Annotated in this window: 18 protein-coding genes; 2 read left to right on the top strand and 16 right to left on the bottom strand. The window is 58.3% G+C overall.

Annotated features, from left to right (window positions below; all coding sequences use genetic code 11):
- Nucleotides 1-16 precede the first annotated feature (16 nt).
- The 11 genes from ACYCFC_RS07265 to ACYCFC_RS07215 form a co-directional block, all read right to left on the bottom strand.
- Complete coding sequence (locus ACYCFC_RS07265; protein ID WP_459653542.1) at nucleotides 17-817, bottom strand: crotonase/enoyl-CoA hydratase family protein; 801 nt, start codon at nucleotides 815-817, stop codon at nucleotides 17-19.
- The gene (locus tag ACYCFC_RS07260; protein ID WP_459653541.1) at nucleotides 814-1,887 is read right to left on the bottom strand and encodes an acyl-CoA dehydrogenase family protein; all 1,074 of its coding nucleotides are present in this window, start codon (nucleotides 1,885-1,887) and stop codon (nucleotides 814-816) included. The genes ACYCFC_RS07265 and ACYCFC_RS07260 overlap by 4 nt, the downstream gene beginning before the upstream one ends.
- Nucleotides 1,888-1,889: 2 nt before the next feature.
- Entirely contained in the window at nucleotides 1,890-3,038 is a 1,149-nt protein-coding gene (locus tag ACYCFC_RS07255; protein ID WP_312903735.1) for an acyl-CoA dehydrogenase family protein, read from the bottom strand.
- Between the two features lie 137 nt (nucleotides 3,039-3,175).
- Nucleotides 3,176-4,483: an amidohydrolase family protein gene (locus ACYCFC_RS07250; RefSeq protein ID WP_042928790.1), complete on the bottom strand. Its 1,308-nt coding sequence runs from the start codon at nucleotides 4,481-4,483 to the stop codon at nucleotides 3,176-3,178.
- A gap of 232 nt (nucleotides 4,484-4,715) precedes the next feature.
- Complete coding sequence (locus ACYCFC_RS07245) at nucleotides 4,716-5,990, bottom strand: cytochrome P450 (RefSeq protein ID WP_042928789.1); 1,275 nt, start codon at nucleotides 5,988-5,990, stop codon at nucleotides 4,716-4,718.
- A 162-nt stretch (nucleotides 5,991-6,152) separates the two neighbouring features.
- On the bottom strand, nucleotides 6,153-6,656 hold the full coding sequence (locus tag ACYCFC_RS07240) for a carboxymuconolactone decarboxylase family protein (protein ID WP_042928787.1): 504 nt from the start codon (nucleotides 6,654-6,656) through the stop codon (nucleotides 6,153-6,155).
- Between the two features lie 24 nt (nucleotides 6,657-6,680).
- Nucleotides 6,681-7,856, bottom strand: a complete 1,176-nt coding sequence (locus ACYCFC_RS07235) for a thiolase family protein (protein ID WP_459653540.1) — start codon at nucleotides 7,854-7,856, stop codon at nucleotides 6,681-6,683.
- Nucleotides 7,853-8,758: a 3-hydroxyacyl-CoA dehydrogenase gene (locus ACYCFC_RS07230; protein ID WP_459653539.1), complete on the bottom strand. Its 906-nt coding sequence runs from the start codon at nucleotides 8,756-8,758 to the stop codon at nucleotides 7,853-7,855. Before ACYCFC_RS07230 ends, ACYCFC_RS07235 begins: the two co-directional genes overlap by 4 nt.
- Nucleotides 8,759-8,774: 16 nt before the next feature.
- Nucleotides 8,775-9,629, bottom strand: a complete 855-nt coding sequence (locus ACYCFC_RS07225) for a fumarylacetoacetate hydrolase family protein (protein WP_459653538.1) — start codon at nucleotides 9,627-9,629, stop codon at nucleotides 8,775-8,777.
- Complete coding sequence (locus ACYCFC_RS07220; protein ID WP_131648035.1) at nucleotides 9,629-10,705, bottom strand: amidohydrolase family protein; 1,077 nt, start codon at nucleotides 10,703-10,705, stop codon at nucleotides 9,629-9,631. The genes ACYCFC_RS07225 and ACYCFC_RS07220 overlap by 1 nt, the downstream gene beginning before the upstream one ends.
- A gap of 342 nt (nucleotides 10,706-11,047) precedes the next feature.
- Complete coding sequence (locus tag ACYCFC_RS07215) at nucleotides 11,048-11,776, bottom strand: TetR/AcrR family transcriptional regulator (RefSeq protein WP_255962031.1); 729 nt, start codon at nucleotides 11,774-11,776, stop codon at nucleotides 11,048-11,050.
- Between the two features lie 182 nt (nucleotides 11,777-11,958).
- On the opposite strand from ACYCFC_RS07215, the gene ACYCFC_RS07210 reads away from it, so the two are divergent.
- Entirely contained in the window at nucleotides 11,959-13,590 is a 1,632-nt protein-coding gene (locus ACYCFC_RS07210; RefSeq protein ID WP_042928782.1) for an ATP-dependent acyl-CoA ligase, read from the top strand.
- A 112-nt stretch (nucleotides 13,591-13,702) separates the two neighbouring features.
- Here the strand turns inward: ACYCFC_RS07210 and ACYCFC_RS07205 are convergent, their stop codons facing one another.
- On the bottom strand, nucleotides 13,703-14,503 hold the full coding sequence (locus tag ACYCFC_RS07205; RefSeq protein WP_042928781.1) for an SDR family NAD(P)-dependent oxidoreductase: 801 nt from the start codon (nucleotides 14,501-14,503) through the stop codon (nucleotides 13,703-13,705).
- Nucleotides 14,504-14,606: 103 nt separating this feature from the next.
- Between ACYCFC_RS07205 and ACYCFC_RS07200 the strand changes: the two genes are divergently transcribed.
- On the top strand, nucleotides 14,607-15,350 hold the full coding sequence (locus tag ACYCFC_RS07200) for a DUF2889 domain-containing protein (protein WP_042928780.1): 744 nt from the start codon (nucleotides 14,607-14,609) through the stop codon (nucleotides 15,348-15,350).
- A gap of 57 nt (nucleotides 15,351-15,407) precedes the next feature.
- On the opposite strand, the gene ACYCFC_RS07195 is transcribed toward ACYCFC_RS07200, so the two are convergent.
- The 4 genes from ACYCFC_RS07195 to ACYCFC_RS07180 form a co-directional block, all read right to left on the bottom strand.
- A complete protein-coding gene (locus tag ACYCFC_RS07195; protein WP_042928779.1) occupies nucleotides 15,408-15,983 on the bottom strand; it encodes an aromatic-ring-hydroxylating dioxygenase subunit beta in 576 nt (191 codons plus the stop codon).
- A gap of 46 nt (nucleotides 15,984-16,029) precedes the next feature.
- The gene (locus ACYCFC_RS07190) at nucleotides 16,030-17,436 is read right to left on the bottom strand and encodes an aromatic ring-hydroxylating dioxygenase subunit alpha (RefSeq protein ID WP_459653537.1); all 1,407 of its coding nucleotides are present in this window, start codon (nucleotides 17,434-17,436) and stop codon (nucleotides 16,030-16,032) included.
- 184 nt (nucleotides 17,437-17,620) lie between these two features.
- Nucleotides 17,621-18,619 carry a fumarylacetoacetate hydrolase family protein gene (locus ACYCFC_RS07185; protein ID WP_459653536.1) on the bottom strand — a complete coding sequence of 333 codons (999 nt, stop codon included), beginning with the start codon at nucleotides 18,617-18,619 and terminating at the stop codon, nucleotides 17,621-17,623.
- Nucleotides 18,616-19,317: an SDR family NAD(P)-dependent oxidoreductase gene (locus ACYCFC_RS07180; protein WP_459653535.1), complete on the bottom strand. Its 702-nt coding sequence runs from the start codon at nucleotides 19,315-19,317 to the stop codon at nucleotides 18,616-18,618. Before ACYCFC_RS07180 ends, ACYCFC_RS07185 begins: the two co-directional genes overlap by 4 nt.
- Nucleotides 19,318-19,345: the final 28 nt, after the last annotated feature.

The following is a 19,345-nucleotide window of genomic DNA, read 5'->3' as shown; positions in this document are numbered from 1 at the left end:
CTGCAAACGGCGCTGATCAGCGATCCAGGTAGTCAGGGTTACGCTTCTCGACGAAGGCAGCCACCGCTTCCTGATGATCTTCGGTGTGATGCGCCAAAGACTGGTACGCCGCGGACAGCTCCAGCAATGAGTCGAGTCGCATATGTTGGCCTTCGCGCAACAGGCGCTTGCACAGCCGTAGCGCATGCCCAGGATTGGCGGCGATTTGCTGAGCCAACGCCTGCGCTTCCGCCTGCAGCGTTTCATGTGTGCAGACTTGCTCCACCAAACCCCACTCCAATGCTTTCGCAGCATTGATGGTGTCGCCGGTGAACGCCATCAGGCTGGCCTTGGGGATTCCGATGATCCGCGGCAGCAACCAGGCGCCGCCATCTCCCGGCACGATGCCCAAGCGCACGAAACTTTCAGCAAAGAGTGCCGAGCTCGCAGCCAGACGGATGTCGCACATACAAGCCAAATCGAGGCCCGCACCGATCGCCGGGCCGTTGACCGCGGCGATTATGGGTATATCCAGCTCATACAGCGCCAGCGGGATCCTTTGAATACCGTCACGATAGGTGTTGCGCAGCTCATACGGCGAACCGGCGAAGATACCCGCGCGGTCGCGCATGTCCTTCACGTTGCCACCGGCGCAGAAAGCACTGCCATTGCCGGTCAGCACCATTACCCGCGCAGTGCGGTCGCTCCGCAACTGAGCACAGAGATCGACGAACTCCTGAATCTGCTCGGGGGAAGTTAACGCATTGCGGGTTTCGGGATGGTTCATGCGAACGGTGACGATGCCGCCATCACGCTCGATTTGCAGAAATGCACTCATAACGGTTTCTCCGCGAGGGTTGATAGCGACTGACTGGCATGCCCAGTGATCAGCGGCCAATAGCCTCCACTACCTGCTGCGCAGACCATCTGGCCGATGCGCTGGCTCCAGACGCTGGCCGAGCCGAACTCGCTGCGCCAGGCCCACAGCCGGCGGGAAAACAGATGCAGCGAATATTCCTGGGTAAAGCCGATGGCACCGTGCACCGAATGGGCAATGCCTGCGCCAGCGCTGGCCGCCTCGGCACAGCTGACCTTCGCAGCCGCAATGGTCAGCCCCGCAAGTCCGGCATCCGACTCAGCAAAGGCTGCCTCGGCAGCGACGTTCGCGGCTGCCGTCTGTTCGGCGAACACCGCAAGCTGCTGTTGAATGGCCTGAAATGCGCCGATTGGCCGCCCGAACTGTGAGCGCTCGGTGGCGTAGCCCGATGTCATGTCCAGCAGCGTATGCAAGGCACCTGCGATCTGCGCCGAGCGCAGCATGGCGCCACCCAACAACAACACATCGGCGGACAGCTCGCCAGGCAACGGAGCGCAAGCCAGTACCTGGGCTTTGTTGAAATGCAGGGAGTCGCGAGGCTCGCCCGCGACGTTCAAGCTGAGCGTCTGACCGGCCGCGCTGGCTACCGACAGCAACACGACGCTGGGCGTCTCGCTACCCGCGTCGGCTATAGCGACCAGCGACTCGACATGACGGCCCCACGGCACGTCTCGCACGGTGCCGTGTACCACCCCGCCATTCAGGCTCAGCTGCGCATTGGCTGAAAAGCTGATGGCCGCGGTCCTCGGCTCAAGCCCGGCCTTACCCAGCAACCAGTTAGCCAATAGCGCTTCGCCCAGCGGCACAGACGCGGCGTACCGTCCAGCAGCGCGCGCCAAGACATACACATCACCCCATCCCGCTTGTGCTCCGCCAAGGGATTCTGGAACAGCAGCCAGCGCAAACCCGGACTCTTCCACCGCAGCCCAAAGCTGCGCAGGCCACTCGCCGCCTTCGCAGCCTTGTACGTATTCAGGTGTCGCCAGATCAGCGAGCAGGCGCTCGATAGTCGATTCGAATAGTTCTCGCATGATTATCGCAACCCCAATCCGCGCGCGATGATCCCGCGCAGGATTTCGCGGGTGCCTCCGCGCAGTGAGAAAGACGGTGCCATTTGAGTCAGGTAGGCAAGAACCTGCGCGTGTTCGCTACCGCCGTTCTGACGAGGCTCAGCTTCGAGCAGCAATTGGGCGATCTCGGGTATTTCCTGTTCGAACTGGTTACCCAGGTCTTTCACGCATGACGCAGCCCAGGCTGGATGTTCGCCGGCAGCCAATTGTGCGGTCACTGCCAGCGACATGTTGCGCAACGTCAGCAGCTTCGCGGTCAGTCGCCCAATTTCGCGGCTTTGCAAAGCGTCCGGCGCTGTGCCCATCCCGGCGATCAACGTTTTGAGCAGCTCTATACAGCTGAGAAAACGCTCCGGGCCGCTGCGCTCGAAAGCCAATTCGGCCGTTACCTGATCCCAGCCTTTGCCCTCGGTCCCAATCAGCGCGTCTGCATCGAGTTGCACATTGTCGAAGAACACCTCATTGAAATGCTCGCCGCCAGCAAGATCGCGGATTGGCCGAATGGTGATGCCCGGCAACTTAAGATCGACGATGAACTGCGACATGCCTTCGTGACGCGCCGCTTGTTTTTCACCGGTGCGCACCAAGGCGATCATGTAGTGCGAGTGCTGCGCGTTGGTCGTCCAGACCTTCTGCCCATTGAGCAGCCAGCCGGCGTCATTACGCACAGCTGAGGTCTTGATCGAAGCGAGATCGGAGCCGGAGTTCGGTTCGCTCATGCCGATGCAGAAATAACTCTCACCACAGCAAATCGGCGGCAAATAGCGCTCTCTCTGCGCCTCGGTGCCGAATCGGTTGATCAGCGGTCCGCTCTGCCGGTCAGCAATCCAATGCGCCGAAACCGGCGCGCCGGCTGCGAGCAACTCTTCGATGATCACGTAACGCGCAAACGGACCTGCCGCGGCGCCGCCGTACTGCTCGGGCAACGCCATGCCAACCCAGCCCTGGGCGCCTAGCTTGCGACTGAAGGCAGCATCGAAACCCATCCAGGACTGCGCTCTGGCTGTTGCCGGATAGTCGGCAAGATTGCTTTTTAGAAACTCCCGCACTTCCGCCCGAAGAGACTCGGCCTCGGCGGGAATCCTGCTGTAACTGAACTGAGTGATAGACATGTGCACGCTCATCAACTGGGCGCAAGGCTCAAGAACTAGCCCCAGGGCAGGCGCACTCGCGAGGCGTCAATACCTATCGCAAATGAACCTGCCCCAACGGGGAATTGCCGCGCCTTGCCGCTACTTTTTACGGCCTGTTAGAGAGCAGTTCCGGCATCAGCCTTCTCGAACATCGCGTTGATGTCCCCCGACGTGACCGGCTTGCCGTCATTGCGACCGTGGTCGGCGCCGCCGAGCCCCAATGCGGGCTCGATCTTGACGTGCGTCGCTTTCTTGCGAAGCTCGCCTACGGTGCAGTTCTCGCGTCCATGAATGGAGAATGGATCGAAGGAGAACTCACGCATGGCATTGAGATGGGTGACCTTGTCGATGGTTTCCTTGGACAGGTGCTGCAGCCCTTCCCATGCGGACTCCGGCGAGTTCGGCCAGGTGCAATCCGAGTGCGGGTAGTCGCTTTCCCAGGTAACCATGTCTTCGTTCATGAATTTCAGGTTCTGCAGACCGAAGTTATCCTCAATGAAGCAGGTGATGAAATGCTTGTGGAAGATGTCGCTGGGCATCTGCCCGCCGAAGTTCGAGTTGGTCCACGCGTTGTGGTGACGGTGGGTGAAATCGGCGCGCTCGAGCAGATAAGGAATCCAGCCGATGCTGCCTTCAGACAGCGCCATGCGCAGGTTGGGGAATTTCTTCCACATCGGTGCCCAGATCCAATCGGCCGCGGAGTTGGCGATGGAAATAGGCATGGACGTGATCCAGGCATCGATTGGCGAAAGGTCGGAGGCATGGTTGGCCTTTACACCAGTACCGATGTGGCAGCAGATCACGACGTTATTGTCCGAGCAGGCCTGCCAGAGCGGATCCCAGTAATCGCTGTGGATCGACGGGTAGCCGTGGATCGCCGGATTGTCCGACAGTGACAGCGCATGCACACCCTGTTTCGCCAGGCGCGTAACCTCGGCGGCGGCGGCCTGCATGTCCCACCATGGCACCAGCATCAGCGGAATGAAGCGGCCCGGCGCAGCGTTGCACCAGTCGTGTAGATGCCAGTCGTTGTAGGCCTGGATCGCGGCCAGGGACACGGCGCGATCCGGATGATTCTGGAAACGCTGACCGGCAAAACCTGGGAACGTCGGGAAGCACAGCGAGCCGAGCACGCCGTTGGCGTTCATGTCGTCGACACGATCAGCCACGCTCCAAGTACCGCGACGCATCTGGTCATAACCCAACGGCTCCATGCCGTACTCTTCCTTCGGTCGGCCCACTACCGAGTTCAGGCCCATGTAGCCGGTGGCCTGCTCTTCGAAAACCCATACATCGCGGTCGCCGCGTTTGACGACATGAGGCTCGCGCCCTTTGAAGCGCTCAGGCATGTGGCGAGCAAAGGCGTTTGGTGGCTCGATGGCATGGTCATCAACGCTGACGAGAATGAGATCTTCAACCTTCATTGTTCTTCCCCTTCGCAAATGGGTTTGTTGTTGTGTCCAAAGCATAGAACACGTTGCGATCAAATTAAACACATATTTCAATTGTGTTCAAATCCAATCTTGAGAGCGAACACATTCATTTACCGGTACCAAGCACCGCAAAATTCAACGAGGGAAAAACAACAAGGGCAGGCGCCCTTCCCTGCGGGGCAGGAAAGGGCTGGACGTGGCGTGAGGGCAGTAAGCCGATGCCTCAATCCCAGAGGACGTGGAGATAGTGCGGTCCGCGCAACTGGGCGCCGATAATCTCTGGTGCAGGCTTGGAAGGATCCAGGCGGATATTCGGCATAAGGTCGAGAATCGCGTTTAGCGCGCAGTTGAGTTCCGTCTTCGCGACGAATTGCCCGATGCACATATGCGGCCCGAAACCAAAGCCGAACGAGGGTTTCGGTCGTCTGTCGATGTCGAATACGTCACCGTGCTCGAATGCATCCTCATCACGGTTCGCCGAGGTGACGATGCACTGCACCATAGCGCCCTTGGGAATCTGCACACCGCGGATTTCCATATCCTTTGCAGCCTGGCGCACCTTAAAGGTGGCGACAGGCTCCAGACGTACGGCTTCGTCGATGGCCTTGGAGACCAGGCTGCGATCGTTGCGCACCCGCTCCAGTACCTCAGGGTTCTCGAGCAACAATGTCATTAACGTACCGAAAGTGCGCGTAGTGGTTTCGCTGGCGGCCGGCAGCAACGAACGCACAAAGGTCGCGATTTCATGATCATCAAGCGAACGGCCTTCATACTCGGCTCGGATCAACCGACTGATCAGGTCATCCCCTTCGGCACCGGTTGCGCGGCGCTCGGCTACGACAACCTTTACGACGTCATAGAGCGCTTTGGCAGCTTCCATCGCGGCACCACGCGCGGCGGCGGCTTTTTCAGGATCAACTTGCGGGCCGGCAAGGATCGCCAGCGCCCAGGCAGCATATTGTTCGATCTCGTCCGGACGATCCTCAGGAAAGCCGATCAGGGAATAGATAACCCGAATCGGAAAATACAGGGCAAAGTCCATCAGATCGCCGCCTTTGCTCGGCACCAGCGGCTTGATGTATTCCTCGCGAATAACCCGATCGATCTTGGTTTCTTTCCAGCGGTTGACAGTTTCAGGCATGAACACCGGCTGCAGCAGGTTGCGAATGTTCTTGTGCGCGTCTCCATCCATCGCAGTGAGGATCAGCCCGTCAAAAAAAGCGCCCAGGCCTTCAGCGATAAAACCACTGGTGAAGTTGCTGGCATCGCGCATTACTGCCATGACATCGTTGTATTTGAACAAGGTGAACGTAGGACGGTTGGCGTCCAGGCCGGCGATGCTCGGCACCCCCAGACGCGCCATGAAGTTCTCTTCAAGAACCGGCGAATTCATGCGCATCTCGCGGTATACCGCATGAAGGTCCACATCGCTTCCACGATAGTTGCTGGCGACGTCCGCGAACGCCTTGCCCAGATTGTCCCGCGCCTGTGTAGACATTGTTCTTCTCCTTGTTATTGTTCAGGCATACGCCATTGCGTCTAAAAACTGACTGCATGGGCGAGATACTAGGCCCAACTGCGCACTTATTGAACGGCTTTTTACATTTCGATCAAATTTATCGGGCGGTCTGCTCCACATCCATGCAGGGCGTCGACCCGCTCAATACGCCTGCTGCACATAGGTCATCCGACCGCCCGCCAGCATCAGCGCGCAGTACATGTTCAGCTCGACCACTTGAGCCTCGGAGAAGAACTCGGCGAGACGCGCATAGTGTTCGTCGCTGATGGCCATGTAATCGCTGGCGAACAATTCAGCGAAGATCAAAGCAGCTCGTTCAGACGGTTCGAAACGATCGCTATTTGAAGAAAGGCAGGCGATGTCATCTTCCGTCACGTGGTCGGATTTACGAGCGAGTTGGCACGCTTGGCAGGTGGTGATGCTGGCGATTTTCAGGCGCACCAATTCACGCAGGCGCTCATCGAGCAGGCTGTCCTGATGCAGGCTTTCCAGCAAACCAAGCCAGGCTAATGCTGCACCGGGCCGATGCGCCCAGACCTGAACAGGTCTGGGCGAGCTCAGCATCCGACTTTGCTGGCCGCGCGCAACGGCGCTACGTAACTCTTTCGGCATTTCATCCAGCGGAACGAAAGACACGCGCGCCATAACCGCTACCTCACTGTCGGAAGATCAGTCGAGCCGCTCGATAATCGTTGCAGTACCCAGGCCGCCAGCGCAACAGATCGTCTGCAGGCCATAGCGGGCGCCCCGCCGCTCAAGTTCATTGAGCAGCGTAGTCATCAGCCGCGCGCCACTGGCACCCAGCGGGTGACCCAACGCAATGGCTCCGCCGTTGACGTTGAGCTTGTCATGCGGCACACCGGTTTCCTGCATCCAGGCAAGCGGTACCGACGCGAAGGCTTCGTTGACCTCGAAAAGGTCGATGTCATCGATGGACAAACCAGCCTTGTCCAGCACCTTTTTGGTCGCCTCGATAGGGCCGGTCAACATCAGCGTTGGGTCTGCACCTACGGTCGCGAAGGCGCGGATGCGCGCGCGAGCCTTAAGGCCCAGCTGCTTGGCGGTGTCCCCGGACATCAACAGCAGCGCAGCGGCGCCATCGGATATCTGCGATGAATTACCTGCAGTGATCCGTCCATTCTCCGGGCGGAAACTGGTTTTCAGCGTCGAGAGCTTTTCCCTTGAGGTATCGCGACGGATGGTTTCGTCCGCCGCCAGATCAGCTGCTGGTTCGGTCAGCGCGTGCTCACGCAACAACTCGACCGGTACCGGAACGATCTGGCTGTCGAAATAACCCGCATCAGCTGCCTTCGCGGCACGCTGATGACTTTTGAAAGCGTAGTCGTCCAACGCTTCGCGACTGAGTGACCATTTGTCAGCCATCCGCTCGGAGGCCTCGCCCTGGCTGGTCAGCTCGTAACGCTCCGCCGCCATCCAGCCAAAGGCTTCACCGTGGATCTCACGGTTACTGCCCATGGGCACGCGGCTCATGTTCTCCGCCCCGCCAGCAACAATGATGTCCGCCATTCCAGACGCGATAGCGCCTGCGGCCGCATGGACCGCAGCTTCGCCCGAGCCACACTTGCGGTCTAGCGTCAGCCCCGGAATCGTTACCGGCCAGCCCGCGCCGAGGAGCGCGGTGCGGGCAATGTTTGCCGACTGTTCGCCGATTTGCGTAACACAGCCAAAAATCACGTCGTCGACCTGAGATGGCGACAGGTCGACACGCTCAAGCAGCTTGCCGATGACCAGCGAACCCAGGTGGTCGGCTCGTACGCCGGCGAGACTTCCACGGAAACGACCGACCGGTGTCCGCACCGCATCAACAATTACGATGTCTTTCATAGCGCACTCGCCTTCAGACCGGAGCCCGGCACTCGATTACCGTCCTCGTAACGATAGACGCCATGCCCCGTCTTGCGACCCAGACGTCCGGCGGCAACCATCTTGATGATCAGCGGACAGGGTCGGAACTTCTCTCCCAGTGTCTGGTGCAAGTACCGCAGCACCGACAGACGAGTATCCCAACCTGTCAGATCGCCGAGTTCCAGCGGCCCCATCGGATGGTTGAAACCCATGCGCAGCGCAGTGTCGATATCTTCGGCCGTCGCTGTGCCTTCCTGCAGCATGTACATGGCTTCGTTACCAAGTAGCGCGGACATGCGGCTGGTAGTAAGGCCGGGCGACTCGTTGACGGTGATCGAAGTCTTGCCGATCGCATCGCACAGGGCCTTGGTACGCACGACGACCTCGTCAGTGGTGGCTAGGCCGCGCACCAGTTCGACCAACTTCATCTTGTGCACTGGATTGAAGAAATGCATGCCAACGACCCGGTCGGCAAAGTCGGGTACCGATGCGGCAATCTCGGTGACGCTCAGCGCTGACGTATTGGTCGCGATGATCGCGTTCGGAGCCAGCAGAGGCGCAGCCTGACCGAGAACGGACTTCTTCACGGCCAGCTGTTCGGAAACGGTTTCGACCAGCCAGTTGGCGCCAAGCGCCGCCTCGCTCAAATCACCACAGGTAATCAAATTCGCCAGCGAAGATTGGGCGACCTCATCGGTAATCTTTCCCAGCTTGACGCCGGTGCTGAGGATACTTTCGATGTTGCCTTTGGCACGAGTGAGCGACTCGGCGTTGGTGTCCACCAACAAAGTGGCAAATCCTGAGCTAGCGAATGCATGCGCAATGCCGGTGCCCATCAAGCCGGCACCAACCACTACAATTTTGTCTTCTTTATTAGTCATTTAATTCGCTCTCGATTTAGACGCTGGGCTTTTCGCCAACTACGTTACGTAGCGTACCTATGCCTTCCACGGTCGCCTCGACCACATCGCCAGGGTTGAGGAACACGCCAGTTCCCATCCCTACTCCGGCCGGCGACCCCGTGAACAGCACGTCACCGCAGGCAAAGCTGGAGCGCTGCTGGACGAAGTTGATCAACTCGCCCACGTTCCACGTCATTTCACTGGTAGAGCTGTCCTGGCGGGTTTCACCATTCACCTTCAAGGTCAGCCCCAGGGCTGGAGACCCTGCGGGGAACTCATCCTTGGTGACGATCCACGGACCAAGTCCGGTGGTCTTGTCCTGGCTTTTGGCGGCGAACAGATCCATTCCGATTCCCGGTGGACCGCTGAGCTGCAGGTCGCGGGCGCTTACATCATTGCCAACGGTATATCCGAGGACGCAACCCAAGGGGTCAGCCAGGTCGATCTCGCTGCTGCCAATGACCACCACCAGCTCGACCTCGTGATCGAGCTTTTCTGTCAGCGGCGGAAAGCGAATCGGATCGTGGGCTCCGATGAGTGCGCCGTAGGCCTTGAGAAAGGCCACAGGCTGCGCCGGTGCGCTGAGGCCAAAATCCTCGGCGAGGTGCTTGGTGTAATTCGCCCCAGCGACAACCACTCGATTTACGGGCTCGATTGGCGGTAACAGGCGAACCTGGGAAAGCGGCACTGGCCGCCCCAGGAAACGCAACGCACTGATGCCCTTGCCTTGGGCGATGGCGGGAGCCCACTCGGAAAACAGGCCGACGATGGGCGTGACTTCATCCTGCTGGATGTCGACTACCGCCCAGAAGGGTTCGCCATCTTTATGGGAACAACGCGCCAGTTTCATCAGACACCAACCTTGCCGACTTTAGCGGGATCGAGGCGCAGCAGTTCGCAGGCGTTCTTCCAGCGAATTTTCTGCAGGTCTTCGTCCGACAGGCGAAGCCCCTCGGTCAGATCGTGACGGACTGCGTCGCTGCCGCCGAAGTTCGATCCATAAAGAACCCGATCCGCGCCGATGACATCGACCATGGCCTGACGCATGGGAAGCTCGTGCAGCTCCACGTCGAAATAGAAGTTGGGCAGGTAATCTAGGAATGGCTTTTTGTTGTGGAAAACGTCTAGGTTCGGGTTGGTCTGGGCAAGCCGACCCAGCTGATAAGGAACGAAGCCGCCACCGTGGGTGATGTAAATCTTCAGTTTCGGGAAGCGATCGAGCACTCCGCCGTTAATGAGGTACCACAGGCATTTGGTTTCGTCGTAATTCATGCCGAGGATCGCGGTCGTTTCATACCTATCGGTATTGGCGTCCTTGCCCCAGGTCACGGACTGGTTGTATCCGTGAACGAAAATCGGCAGGTCCACTTCGCACAACGCTTCCCAGACCGGATCAAGCTCTGGCGAGTCATATTCCAGCCCGCCGAAGTTAGAGCCACCGGCGCTCAGGCCTTTCGCTCCCAGTTCGTTGCAGGCACGGCGGATTTCCTTGGCCGCTTCAAGGGGTACGTTCAGCGGAGCGTGCGCCCAGAACATCAGCCGGTTGGGCGCTGCCGAGCAATACTCAGCCATCACGTCGTTGACCTTGCGAGCGAACGGGACAGCGAACTCGGCTTCGGTCCAATACATGTAGCAATGGCTTGGAACGGACAGAACCTGAGCATCCTGCCCCGCCGCATCCATAGCCGCGAGGCGGTTGCTCGGGTCGCGCCATTTGGCCATGTACTCTTCGACGTTCAAGGTCTCGCCGCGGGCATGGGCCTCGCGCAGGGCTTTCTTACGTTCTGGTGCGCCTAGAGAAAGAATCCACTCACCAACACGCAACTTGATATCGCCATCGGGCTGCGACTCAAAAGCCGGCCCCCAATGGGGATGCTGGTCGTAGTAATCAGGGTGTGGCGCGTGGGCGTGAAGATCAATAAGCATGTCCGGTTACCTCAGAAATTGGCACTTTTTAAAATTATGTGTAGCGCAGTGCAGCTGCGCCGTATAACCGGGGTCTACTGCCCCTGAACGGCAGCGTGCAAGCCCCATGGACAGATCATAAAATTAATCTGGTCATAAATCAAAAAACTGTTCAATTTATTTTTATAGCTACGCCGGAAGCAGTGTTCTAGAGCGCCTCCCTGCGGAAGCCATCACCACACAGGAACGTAAAAGCGCTCGAATCGCGGTTCCGTTCGCATTTCGGCTGAAAAAATGGCGCGCAAAAAAAAGCAGAACCCTCGGGAGGAGAGCTCTGCTTTAGGTGTAGCGGGTAGTGACGGACTAGCGGCGCGAGCGCGAGGTCGATCCGATTGTCAGGGCCGCGATCAGCTTCTTCACACGAACGGGAAGCATGCGACGGTTCGCCGACTCGGACACCAGCGTCTCGCTCATCACATAGCGGATGATCAGTTCGCTGATCAATTCGCGATCAAGCCTGACGCCAAGTCGCTCGTCCCACTCGTCGAAAACGATGTCGAGCACATCTTGGAAACGAACAATGGAGTCATGGAAAATTCGGCGGAAGAACCCCAGCGCATATTCAGGCGCGACCGTCAGCAGGCGCTGCGCGCGACTTTGCTCGAGGTAATTGTCCAAATAGACGATAAGCGCGTTGAGCCGCGCATCCGGATCGGCGATATCTCCCAACGCCTGGGTCAGCGATGTATGGAAACTGTCGCGCTTGTGTCTGGAGAAGGTATCGAGCAGGTCGTCTTGCGACGAGAAGTATCGATAGAACGTCCCACGGGAAACACCGGCGACCTGGCACACGTCAAGGATCGAAATGCGATCAGCACCTGATCGCAGCACTACTTCTTCGGTGGCCGCGAGGATATTGGAGATTGTCTCTTCCGACCGGCGGTTGGGTTTTACCTTGGCGCCAGAAGATGAAACGCCAATGCCCTGACGAACGGTTTTCTTGACGGTACTCACAGGTTTCACACGGGGTGCGGCCTTCTTTTTCGACGGAGGTGACGCTGCTTCAGCAAGCTGATTTGCGCGCTTTGGCATGGGTGCACGGGCTCATAACAAGAAAGATACGCAACACTAGCATATGAAATAGGCAACATAATCTAGATTTGTTCAACTTTTGCCTAAAGACATTCTGTGAATTTGTATTTAGAATCGAATTCTCCCTTCAAAATAACATCGGGCGATCCAGCGACTGGCGGCGCCCCACAAGGAGAAGAGCCATGAGCGGCACGGGAAATTCAGACACCTGGGCAGTAGGCGAAAGAGACACTGTTATCGCAGCGCTTGAGCGCGCTGTGGCGCGGCATCCAGACAAGGTTCTGCTTGATTTTAGTGGTGAGTTATACACATACAGAGAAACTGATCTACTTTCCACCAAAATGGCTCATTCACTGGCTTCGTTAGGTGTGCAGGCAGGCGAAACGGTACTGACGATGCTGAACAACAACATCGACGCCGTCGTGACATGGCTCGCGATCAACAAGCTTCGCGCCGTTAGCGTGCCGATCAATACCGCCTTGAAGGGCGAGTTTTTGCGCCACCAGATAGCCGACACCAATACCAAGGTGGTGATCTGCGAGGCGGCCTATCTGGATCGTATAGTGCCGCTTGCATCGAAATTGTCTGAGGTGCAGAGCATTCTTTACCGTGGCCAGCTGGAATCGCTTCCTGAATGCGCCATTTCGGTCGCTTCGCTGGATGAGTTCCGCGGCCATGACGAAACGCCCTTCGAGACCAAGCCTCAGCCATCCGATCTCTCCTGCCTCATCTACACATCGGGAACTACGGGACCATCGAAAGGCTGCATGATCAGCTACAACTTCATGTGCAACCTTGCCCGCCTGCAATTGCGGGCCGGACCTGCGAACGAGAACGACGTAACCATCACGCCGCTGCCGCTGTTTCATATGAACGCCCTGTGCGTGTCGATCATCGCCAGTATTCTGGTGGGCGCGCGGGCAGCGATACTGCCGCGTTTCTCGGTTTCTAACTTCTGGCAGGAAGTCGAACGCTCCGGCGCCACCATTGCATCGATCCTCGGTGGCATGGGCGGACTCCTGGCAAAGGCGCCTGAGAACGACGCAATGAAGCGGTGTTATGGCCAGATTCATACGGCTCGCGGCAATCCATATACCGAGGAAACCAAGAAGATCTGGCGTGAGCGCTTTGGTACGAAGCTAGTGGGCGGCAATGGCTATGGTCTCACCGAGGCCTGCGTGATTACCTCGCTTGCAGGCGGCGAATATGCTGCGCCTGGCTCATCCGGCAAGCGCATCCCGGACTTCGATGTACGCATTGTCGATGACGAAGATCGTGAAGTACCTGCGAACACGTCCGGTGAGATTGTGGTGCGCCCGCTGCGCCCGGACATCATGTTTCAGGGCTACTGGCAACGTCCGGAGGACACGCTGAAGCTGATGCGCAACATGTGGTTCCACACCGGAGATATCGGCAAGTTCGATGACGACGGCTTCTTCTATTTCGTCGATCGGAAAAAGGATTATCTGCGCAGGCGTGGCGAGAACATCTCCAGCTTTGAGATGGAGGCCGCCTTCGCCGTGCACCCGGACATTTCCGAGGTCGCGGTACACGCCGTTCCGTCGGACAAGGGTGAAGATGACGTCAAGGTCACCGCGGTCTTGCATGATGGCGCGTCGCTTCAGCCAGAAGAGCTATTCAGGTGGGCTACCGACTCGGTGCCTTACTACGCGCTGCCACGGTACATCGAATTCCGCGAGACGCTGCCGAAGAACCCGCAGGGCCGTGTGTTGAAATATCTCCTGCGAGACGAAGGTAAAACAGCCTCGACCTGGGACTGGGAAGATACGGATATCAAGGTCGACAAGCGCTAAGGCTGCTGCGAGGGGCTGGGCACAGTCCCTTTCCCGCCTCGCAAAGCAACCGTGGCGGGCTAAGGAATGGGAATGGCATGTGGGCGCAGCGAGAGCTGCGCCCACAATTGTTTCAGTACTCCCGAACGGGAACGTCTTTAGGGCGGGAGTTGTAGCCCGGCAAGTGCAGGCCGCCATCCACGTGAATGGTCTCGCCAGTAATGAAACGCGACATCTCCGAGGCCAGAAAGACAACCACCGGGCCGATGTCCTCCTCAGGATCGCCACAGCGCCCCAATGGCCGCATCGACGCCGACATTTCCGCGAACCCCGGGTTTTCCGCCGCCAGCTTATGAAAGGTAGCGCCCATGGCTGTGGGCGCTACAGCATTGACGCAAATGTTGAACCGCCCCCACTCCGACGCAGCGCTGCGGGTCAGGCCGACGATGGCTGATTTAGCGGTGTTGTAATCGCCATGCAGCCACGCACCGATCTCGGTGTCGATGGAGTAGAAGTTGACGATCTTTCCACCGCCACGCGCCTTCATATGAGGCAGCGCAGCCTTCATGGCCCACCAGGCCGCCCAAACCGTGGAGTTGAGCGTTTGGGCCAGCATCTCATCGGTCTTATCTTCAAGCAGGACGTTGGGCGTAGGCGCGAAGGCGTTGTTCACCAGGACATCGAGCCCACCGAATTCATCCACGGAAGCCTGAATAGCCGCCTCGATATCTTCCTTGCTGGAAACATCGGTCTTCACAAAGAGCGCTCTGGCGCCCAACGCTTTCAGCTCTTGCGCAACGGCCGTGCCGCTTTGTTCGTCCAGCTCTGCAACTACCACCGCAGCGCCCGCCTTGGCGAAGCTCAACGCCACACCTCGACCTATACCACCGCCCGCGCCAGTAATAAGCGCCACACGCTCTCGTAACAGTTTCATACCCCCCTCCTCTCTTGTTGTTAGATAGACATTTTTTACTATAGTGTTCAAATATACTCTTGTCCGCATCATCGGGCATTATTCAGCAAAAAAGGATATCGAGATGAGTACGTTTCGCCGCCGAGTAGACATAGTGACCTGCGAAGGACACGGCGAAGGTGAAGTTCGCGCGGCGCTCGAAGATGACTTTCACCACTTTCGCGTATGGGCAAAATACCAAGCAGGCGCACTGATTGCTGTCGGTGGCGAAGCGATACGATACCCCTACACCGCTTGCCTGCAGGCAACTGAGCCCCTTGAGCGCTTGGTCGGCATGCAGCTCAGCCGGGTCGCCCATTCGGTAACACGCCAGACGGACGCAACGCACCAGTGCACGCATCTACTCGATCTGGCAGGGCTGGCGATTGCCGCAGCTGCCCGTCAGAGTCGCAAGCGTCGTTACGATATCGAGATTCCTGGCCGAGTCGACAATCGAACAATCGCGAGATTGACGCGAGATCAGGACTGGAAACTGAACTGGTCCGTAAATGGTCCGCTTATCGAGGCTCCCGAGACTTACGCCGGAGTCAATCTACGCGAGGGGATGGCGCGCTGGGCGTTGCAAACATTGTCGGAAGAGGAAGCGGAAGCTGCTTTGATACTGCGCCGCTGTACGCTCATTTCGTTGGGACGGGAACGTGACCTGGACAGGCAGATACATGCAGTCCCAAGCGGCCTCTGCTATAGCCAGCAACCCAAGCGAGCGGAACAAGCCATACGCATGAAGGGTTCGACGTGGGATTTCGAATCGTCGCAAGAACAACTGTGTGCTAGTGATCAGGATTGGCTGAACAGCCGAGGATCATAGCGAAGGACGAATTGCGCATAAGACGGCCCGCACCCCGAAAGAGGTGCGGGCTCGTCATCAGAGGAATACAGCGAGGTTTGGAGTGCCCAGAACGGCCTGGTCGATAATGACTTCGCGCCGCGCCAGCTTGAAGCCGTCTTCGCGCATACGCAGCACGTCGCGACGTTCACCACTGATGATGTCGACGTGGTGGTCCTTGAACCGGCTGCGCGTCAACAGCAGATAACTGGTCACCACATACTCATCAGGGTTGGCGGTTTCCTCGACGAACACATTCGTCACCAGCCGCCGGGTACGCGACGGCGGATCTTCCGCCCAGGCACTCTTGCCGGAAAGGCGAAGCACACGCCCCATGATCGACCGATAGTCATCGTGGTAATGCTGAACGGTACGCACGATGCTCGCCGACAGCTCGGACTGGGTGCGGGTATGCCGCAGCGGCACGGTATAGATCAGATCGGTATCAAGCCGTGCTGCCCATTCCTGCAGACGAATCTGATCCAGTAGCGTTGCTTCCTCGTAAAGGAAGGTCACGGCCTGGTTGTAAATATCCGCCCCGACCGGCACACGCTTGATACCGACCGGAGAGCCCGGCTGGATCTGGTCCTCGCCGCGTTGTTGAACTTCTGCCATGGAAATCTCCATTACTTTTTATTGTCGTGACCCGGCCAGCGAGCGCTTATTTTTCGTCTGAAGCGGTCATCAGCTCATGCCAGTACTGCCACCAGTGCCACTGGGTATCGTCTTTGGTAAAGCCTTCATTGACGATGCCAGGGCCAGGCCATCCTTCCGGGGCGCCGGTTTCGAAGCAGGCTTGATACTTCAGAGTGCTCTTGCGCCCCATCGCGCCCTTCGCGGCGTGAGTCATGTGTGGCCAAGTATCGGAGTCGTCCTGCTCAACCATGCCGGATGTGCCGAAAAGCTGGATAGTCTGCTTGAGCATTTTTTCACGAAGCTCTGGCGGCGCATCCTTCTCGGCGAACACCCAGTTGACGAACTCAAGCTTATCCGGCCCTTGAGGAACATAGGCGTGTAGGGTCATGGAGCCAACTACGCTGCCATCCGGCTGCGGGATATATACGAAGCCAAACAGGATATTCGGGAACATGCCTCCCACCTGCGGCGGCATGCTGGTCAGCACCTTGAGCTGATCTTCACTCAAATTACGCGCCAGCTGCTCGACCATGTCACACGTCATGCCGGCAGGTGGCAGCGCGTTCAGTTTTTCCTCGACCGACAAGGTCGCTGGATCCAGGCCCGTCAGGCGCTTGATCTTGCGCGCCAGATCGATACAACGGAGTGCATGGCCGTGGGGAGAGCTGATCTCAACGCCGATCATTTCCGGACTTAGGTCGGTACCCTCGCCCTCGCCTTCGCCTTTCTTGGCGTAGTTGCCCACTTCACCCAGCCAGCGATGCAAGGTGAGAGTATGGAAACCATCGGCAGCGGACTGCTCGCCAGCGGTCTTCCAGTTCGCGTTCACAATGAACCGCTGCGGTGGGCCCAACACCTCCATGCCCTTGTCGCTGCGGCAGAAGAGCATGTCGTAATACCATTTGGCATCGCCCAGGAACTCATCGAAAGAGGGGCCGTCGACGTTCCAGGTTGCGAAGATCAGACCGCCATAAAGCGTTACGCGCGCCTTTTTCAGACCCAGCTCTTCCTTAGCCATCATTTTGCCATGCATACACTCGCGCTCGACCGGCGAGCCGATGAAGTCACCGTTTGGCCGGAACGCCCAACCATGGTAGATGCACTTGTGAATCTGGGTATTACCGCAATCGGCGGTGCTGATGCGCATGCCGCGGTGTGGGCAAACATTGAGCGATACGTGAATTTCGCCGTCTTTAGTTCGGGCGGCGATCACCGAATCCGAGCCCATGTCGCGCACGATGAAATCGCCAGAGTCAGGGATTTCAGATTCGTGGCCGAGCAGGACCCAGATCTTGCCGAAGATCTTTTCCATCTCCAGCTCATAGATTTCCCGGTCGCTCAGGACGCGCATCTGTACTTCACGTGTCGCTGGGTAGATAAGATCCGAGACCTTGGTTCCGTCGGACAATACGGGGCTCGTTGTTGTTAGCATGATTGCCTCCTGTTTATAGGGCATAGCCGCCGAGGGCGATTGAGACAAGCTGAATATAAGACACTTTTCACTAATATGTATACTAGATGCCCATGTTCTTTATGTGACATCTTGCTGCTGAAATAAACCGGCATGGCTAGCTTGAGGTTCTGAGCCAGGCCAACTGGCCAAACAGGCCACTGCCTCAGGCGTCGTTCGTGGCGGTGCCGACACGGGTTCGCAGCACGCCGATGCCCTGCACTTCCAGCTCCACCAAGTCTCCTGGCTTGAGATAACGCAACTGCTCCAACCCGCAACCATTGCCCACGGTGCCAGAACCGAGAAATTCGCCGGGATACAGGGTTTCCGAACGTGAAACATGAGCGATGACATCTTCGAACTGCCAGCGCATGTCTCGCGTGTTACCGCGCCCCCATTCTTCGCCATTCACCCGCGCCACCATGTCCAGATCATAGGGATCGCCTAGTTCATCAGAGGTGACCAGGCAGGGCCCCATGATATTGGCCGTGTCGAAATCCTTGCTCTTGGCAGGGCCGAGCATTCCGGACATTTCTTTCGCCTGGGCGTCGCGCGCGCTCATGTCGTTGAAAATGGTGTAGCCGACAATATGCGAGCGGGCTGCGTCACGGCTTATGTCCTTGCCCCGCTTACCGATGTAGCAGCCGAATTCCAGTTCGAAATCCAGTGCCTTGCTAAAGCTCGGCCACTGAAACTCATCGTCGATACCGACTACCGCAAAGCGGTTGCATTTGTAATAGATCGGCTGTCGATTGAAGGTCTCGATTACCCGGTCATCGGCACCCGTGTTCATCGCTTTCAGTGTCGCTTCCGGGTCCGGCGTACGTAGGGCACGCGCTCGTCTGGCGGCGGCGAAACTCTGTTTCAAGTGCAGCTCGAAGCATGAACAGTCACGCATCTGCGGCGGTGGCTGGATCGGCGCGCGCAGCTTGACGGTGGCGCGTTCGATGACAGCTGCGGAGGGCGCCTTGGCTACCAGCGTCCGAGCTTGTTCGAGGGCCTGTTCGCCGCCTTCAATCAACGCCAGAACGCTCGCGAATTCAGGGCTCTCGCGACCTTGCAAGCTGCGATAGGCAATCTGCAGGTCGACAATCAGTCCATCGTTTTCGATCAATGCCCCGGCGCGCTCGAAGCCAGCACCATCGATATAGGTTACGAGTCTCATACGCGACCACACACAGGCAGACAGGCGCCGGTTACGGGGGCTGCGTCATTCGACAGGAGAAACGCGATTACCGACGCCAGAGCCGCTGGCGATACCCAGCGGCCCGGATCGGCGTCCGGCATGTCGGCGCGATTAGTCGGCGTATCGATGATACTCGGCAGTACGGCATTGACAGTGACGCCCCGATCCTTGACCTCCTCTGCCAGCGCCTCGGTCAGACGAACCACGCCAGCCTTGGACGCAGCGTAAGCACCCATACCCATGCCAGCCTTGAGTGCGGCCAATGCGCCGACATTTACGATCCGCCCCGAGCCAGTCGCGGCGAGATGGGACAGTGCCGCCTGGGAGGCTACCACCGCCGTGCGCACGTTCATTTGATACATGCGATCCCAGGTATCGAGGCTTCCGGATTCAAGCGTTTCCCAAGCGAAACCGCCGGCTACGTTGACCAATCCATCGATGCGCCCGAAGTGCTCGACTACCCTGTTAAATGCCTCCGCTGCCGCGTCGACGGACGTCAGGTCAACGCCGCCGATGGCATGCAATTTTGCAGCTTCAGGTAATGAGCCGGACAGCTCGGCGCGATCGAGTAGCGCTACTCGGGCACCTCGGGCCAGAAGCAGATCGCCAAGGGTTCTACCAAGCACGCCGAAGCCGCCCGTGACGACAATGGTCTTGTCTTGCAAAGACTGGGACATACTGAAAGCCTCTTGTTTTTTTCTACGA

The sequence above is a fragment of the Stutzerimonas sp. NM35 genome, assembly GCF_054604355.1.
The sequence above is the reverse complement of the archived record's forward strand: the minus strand, read 5'-3'. Positions and strand labels throughout refer to the sequence as shown.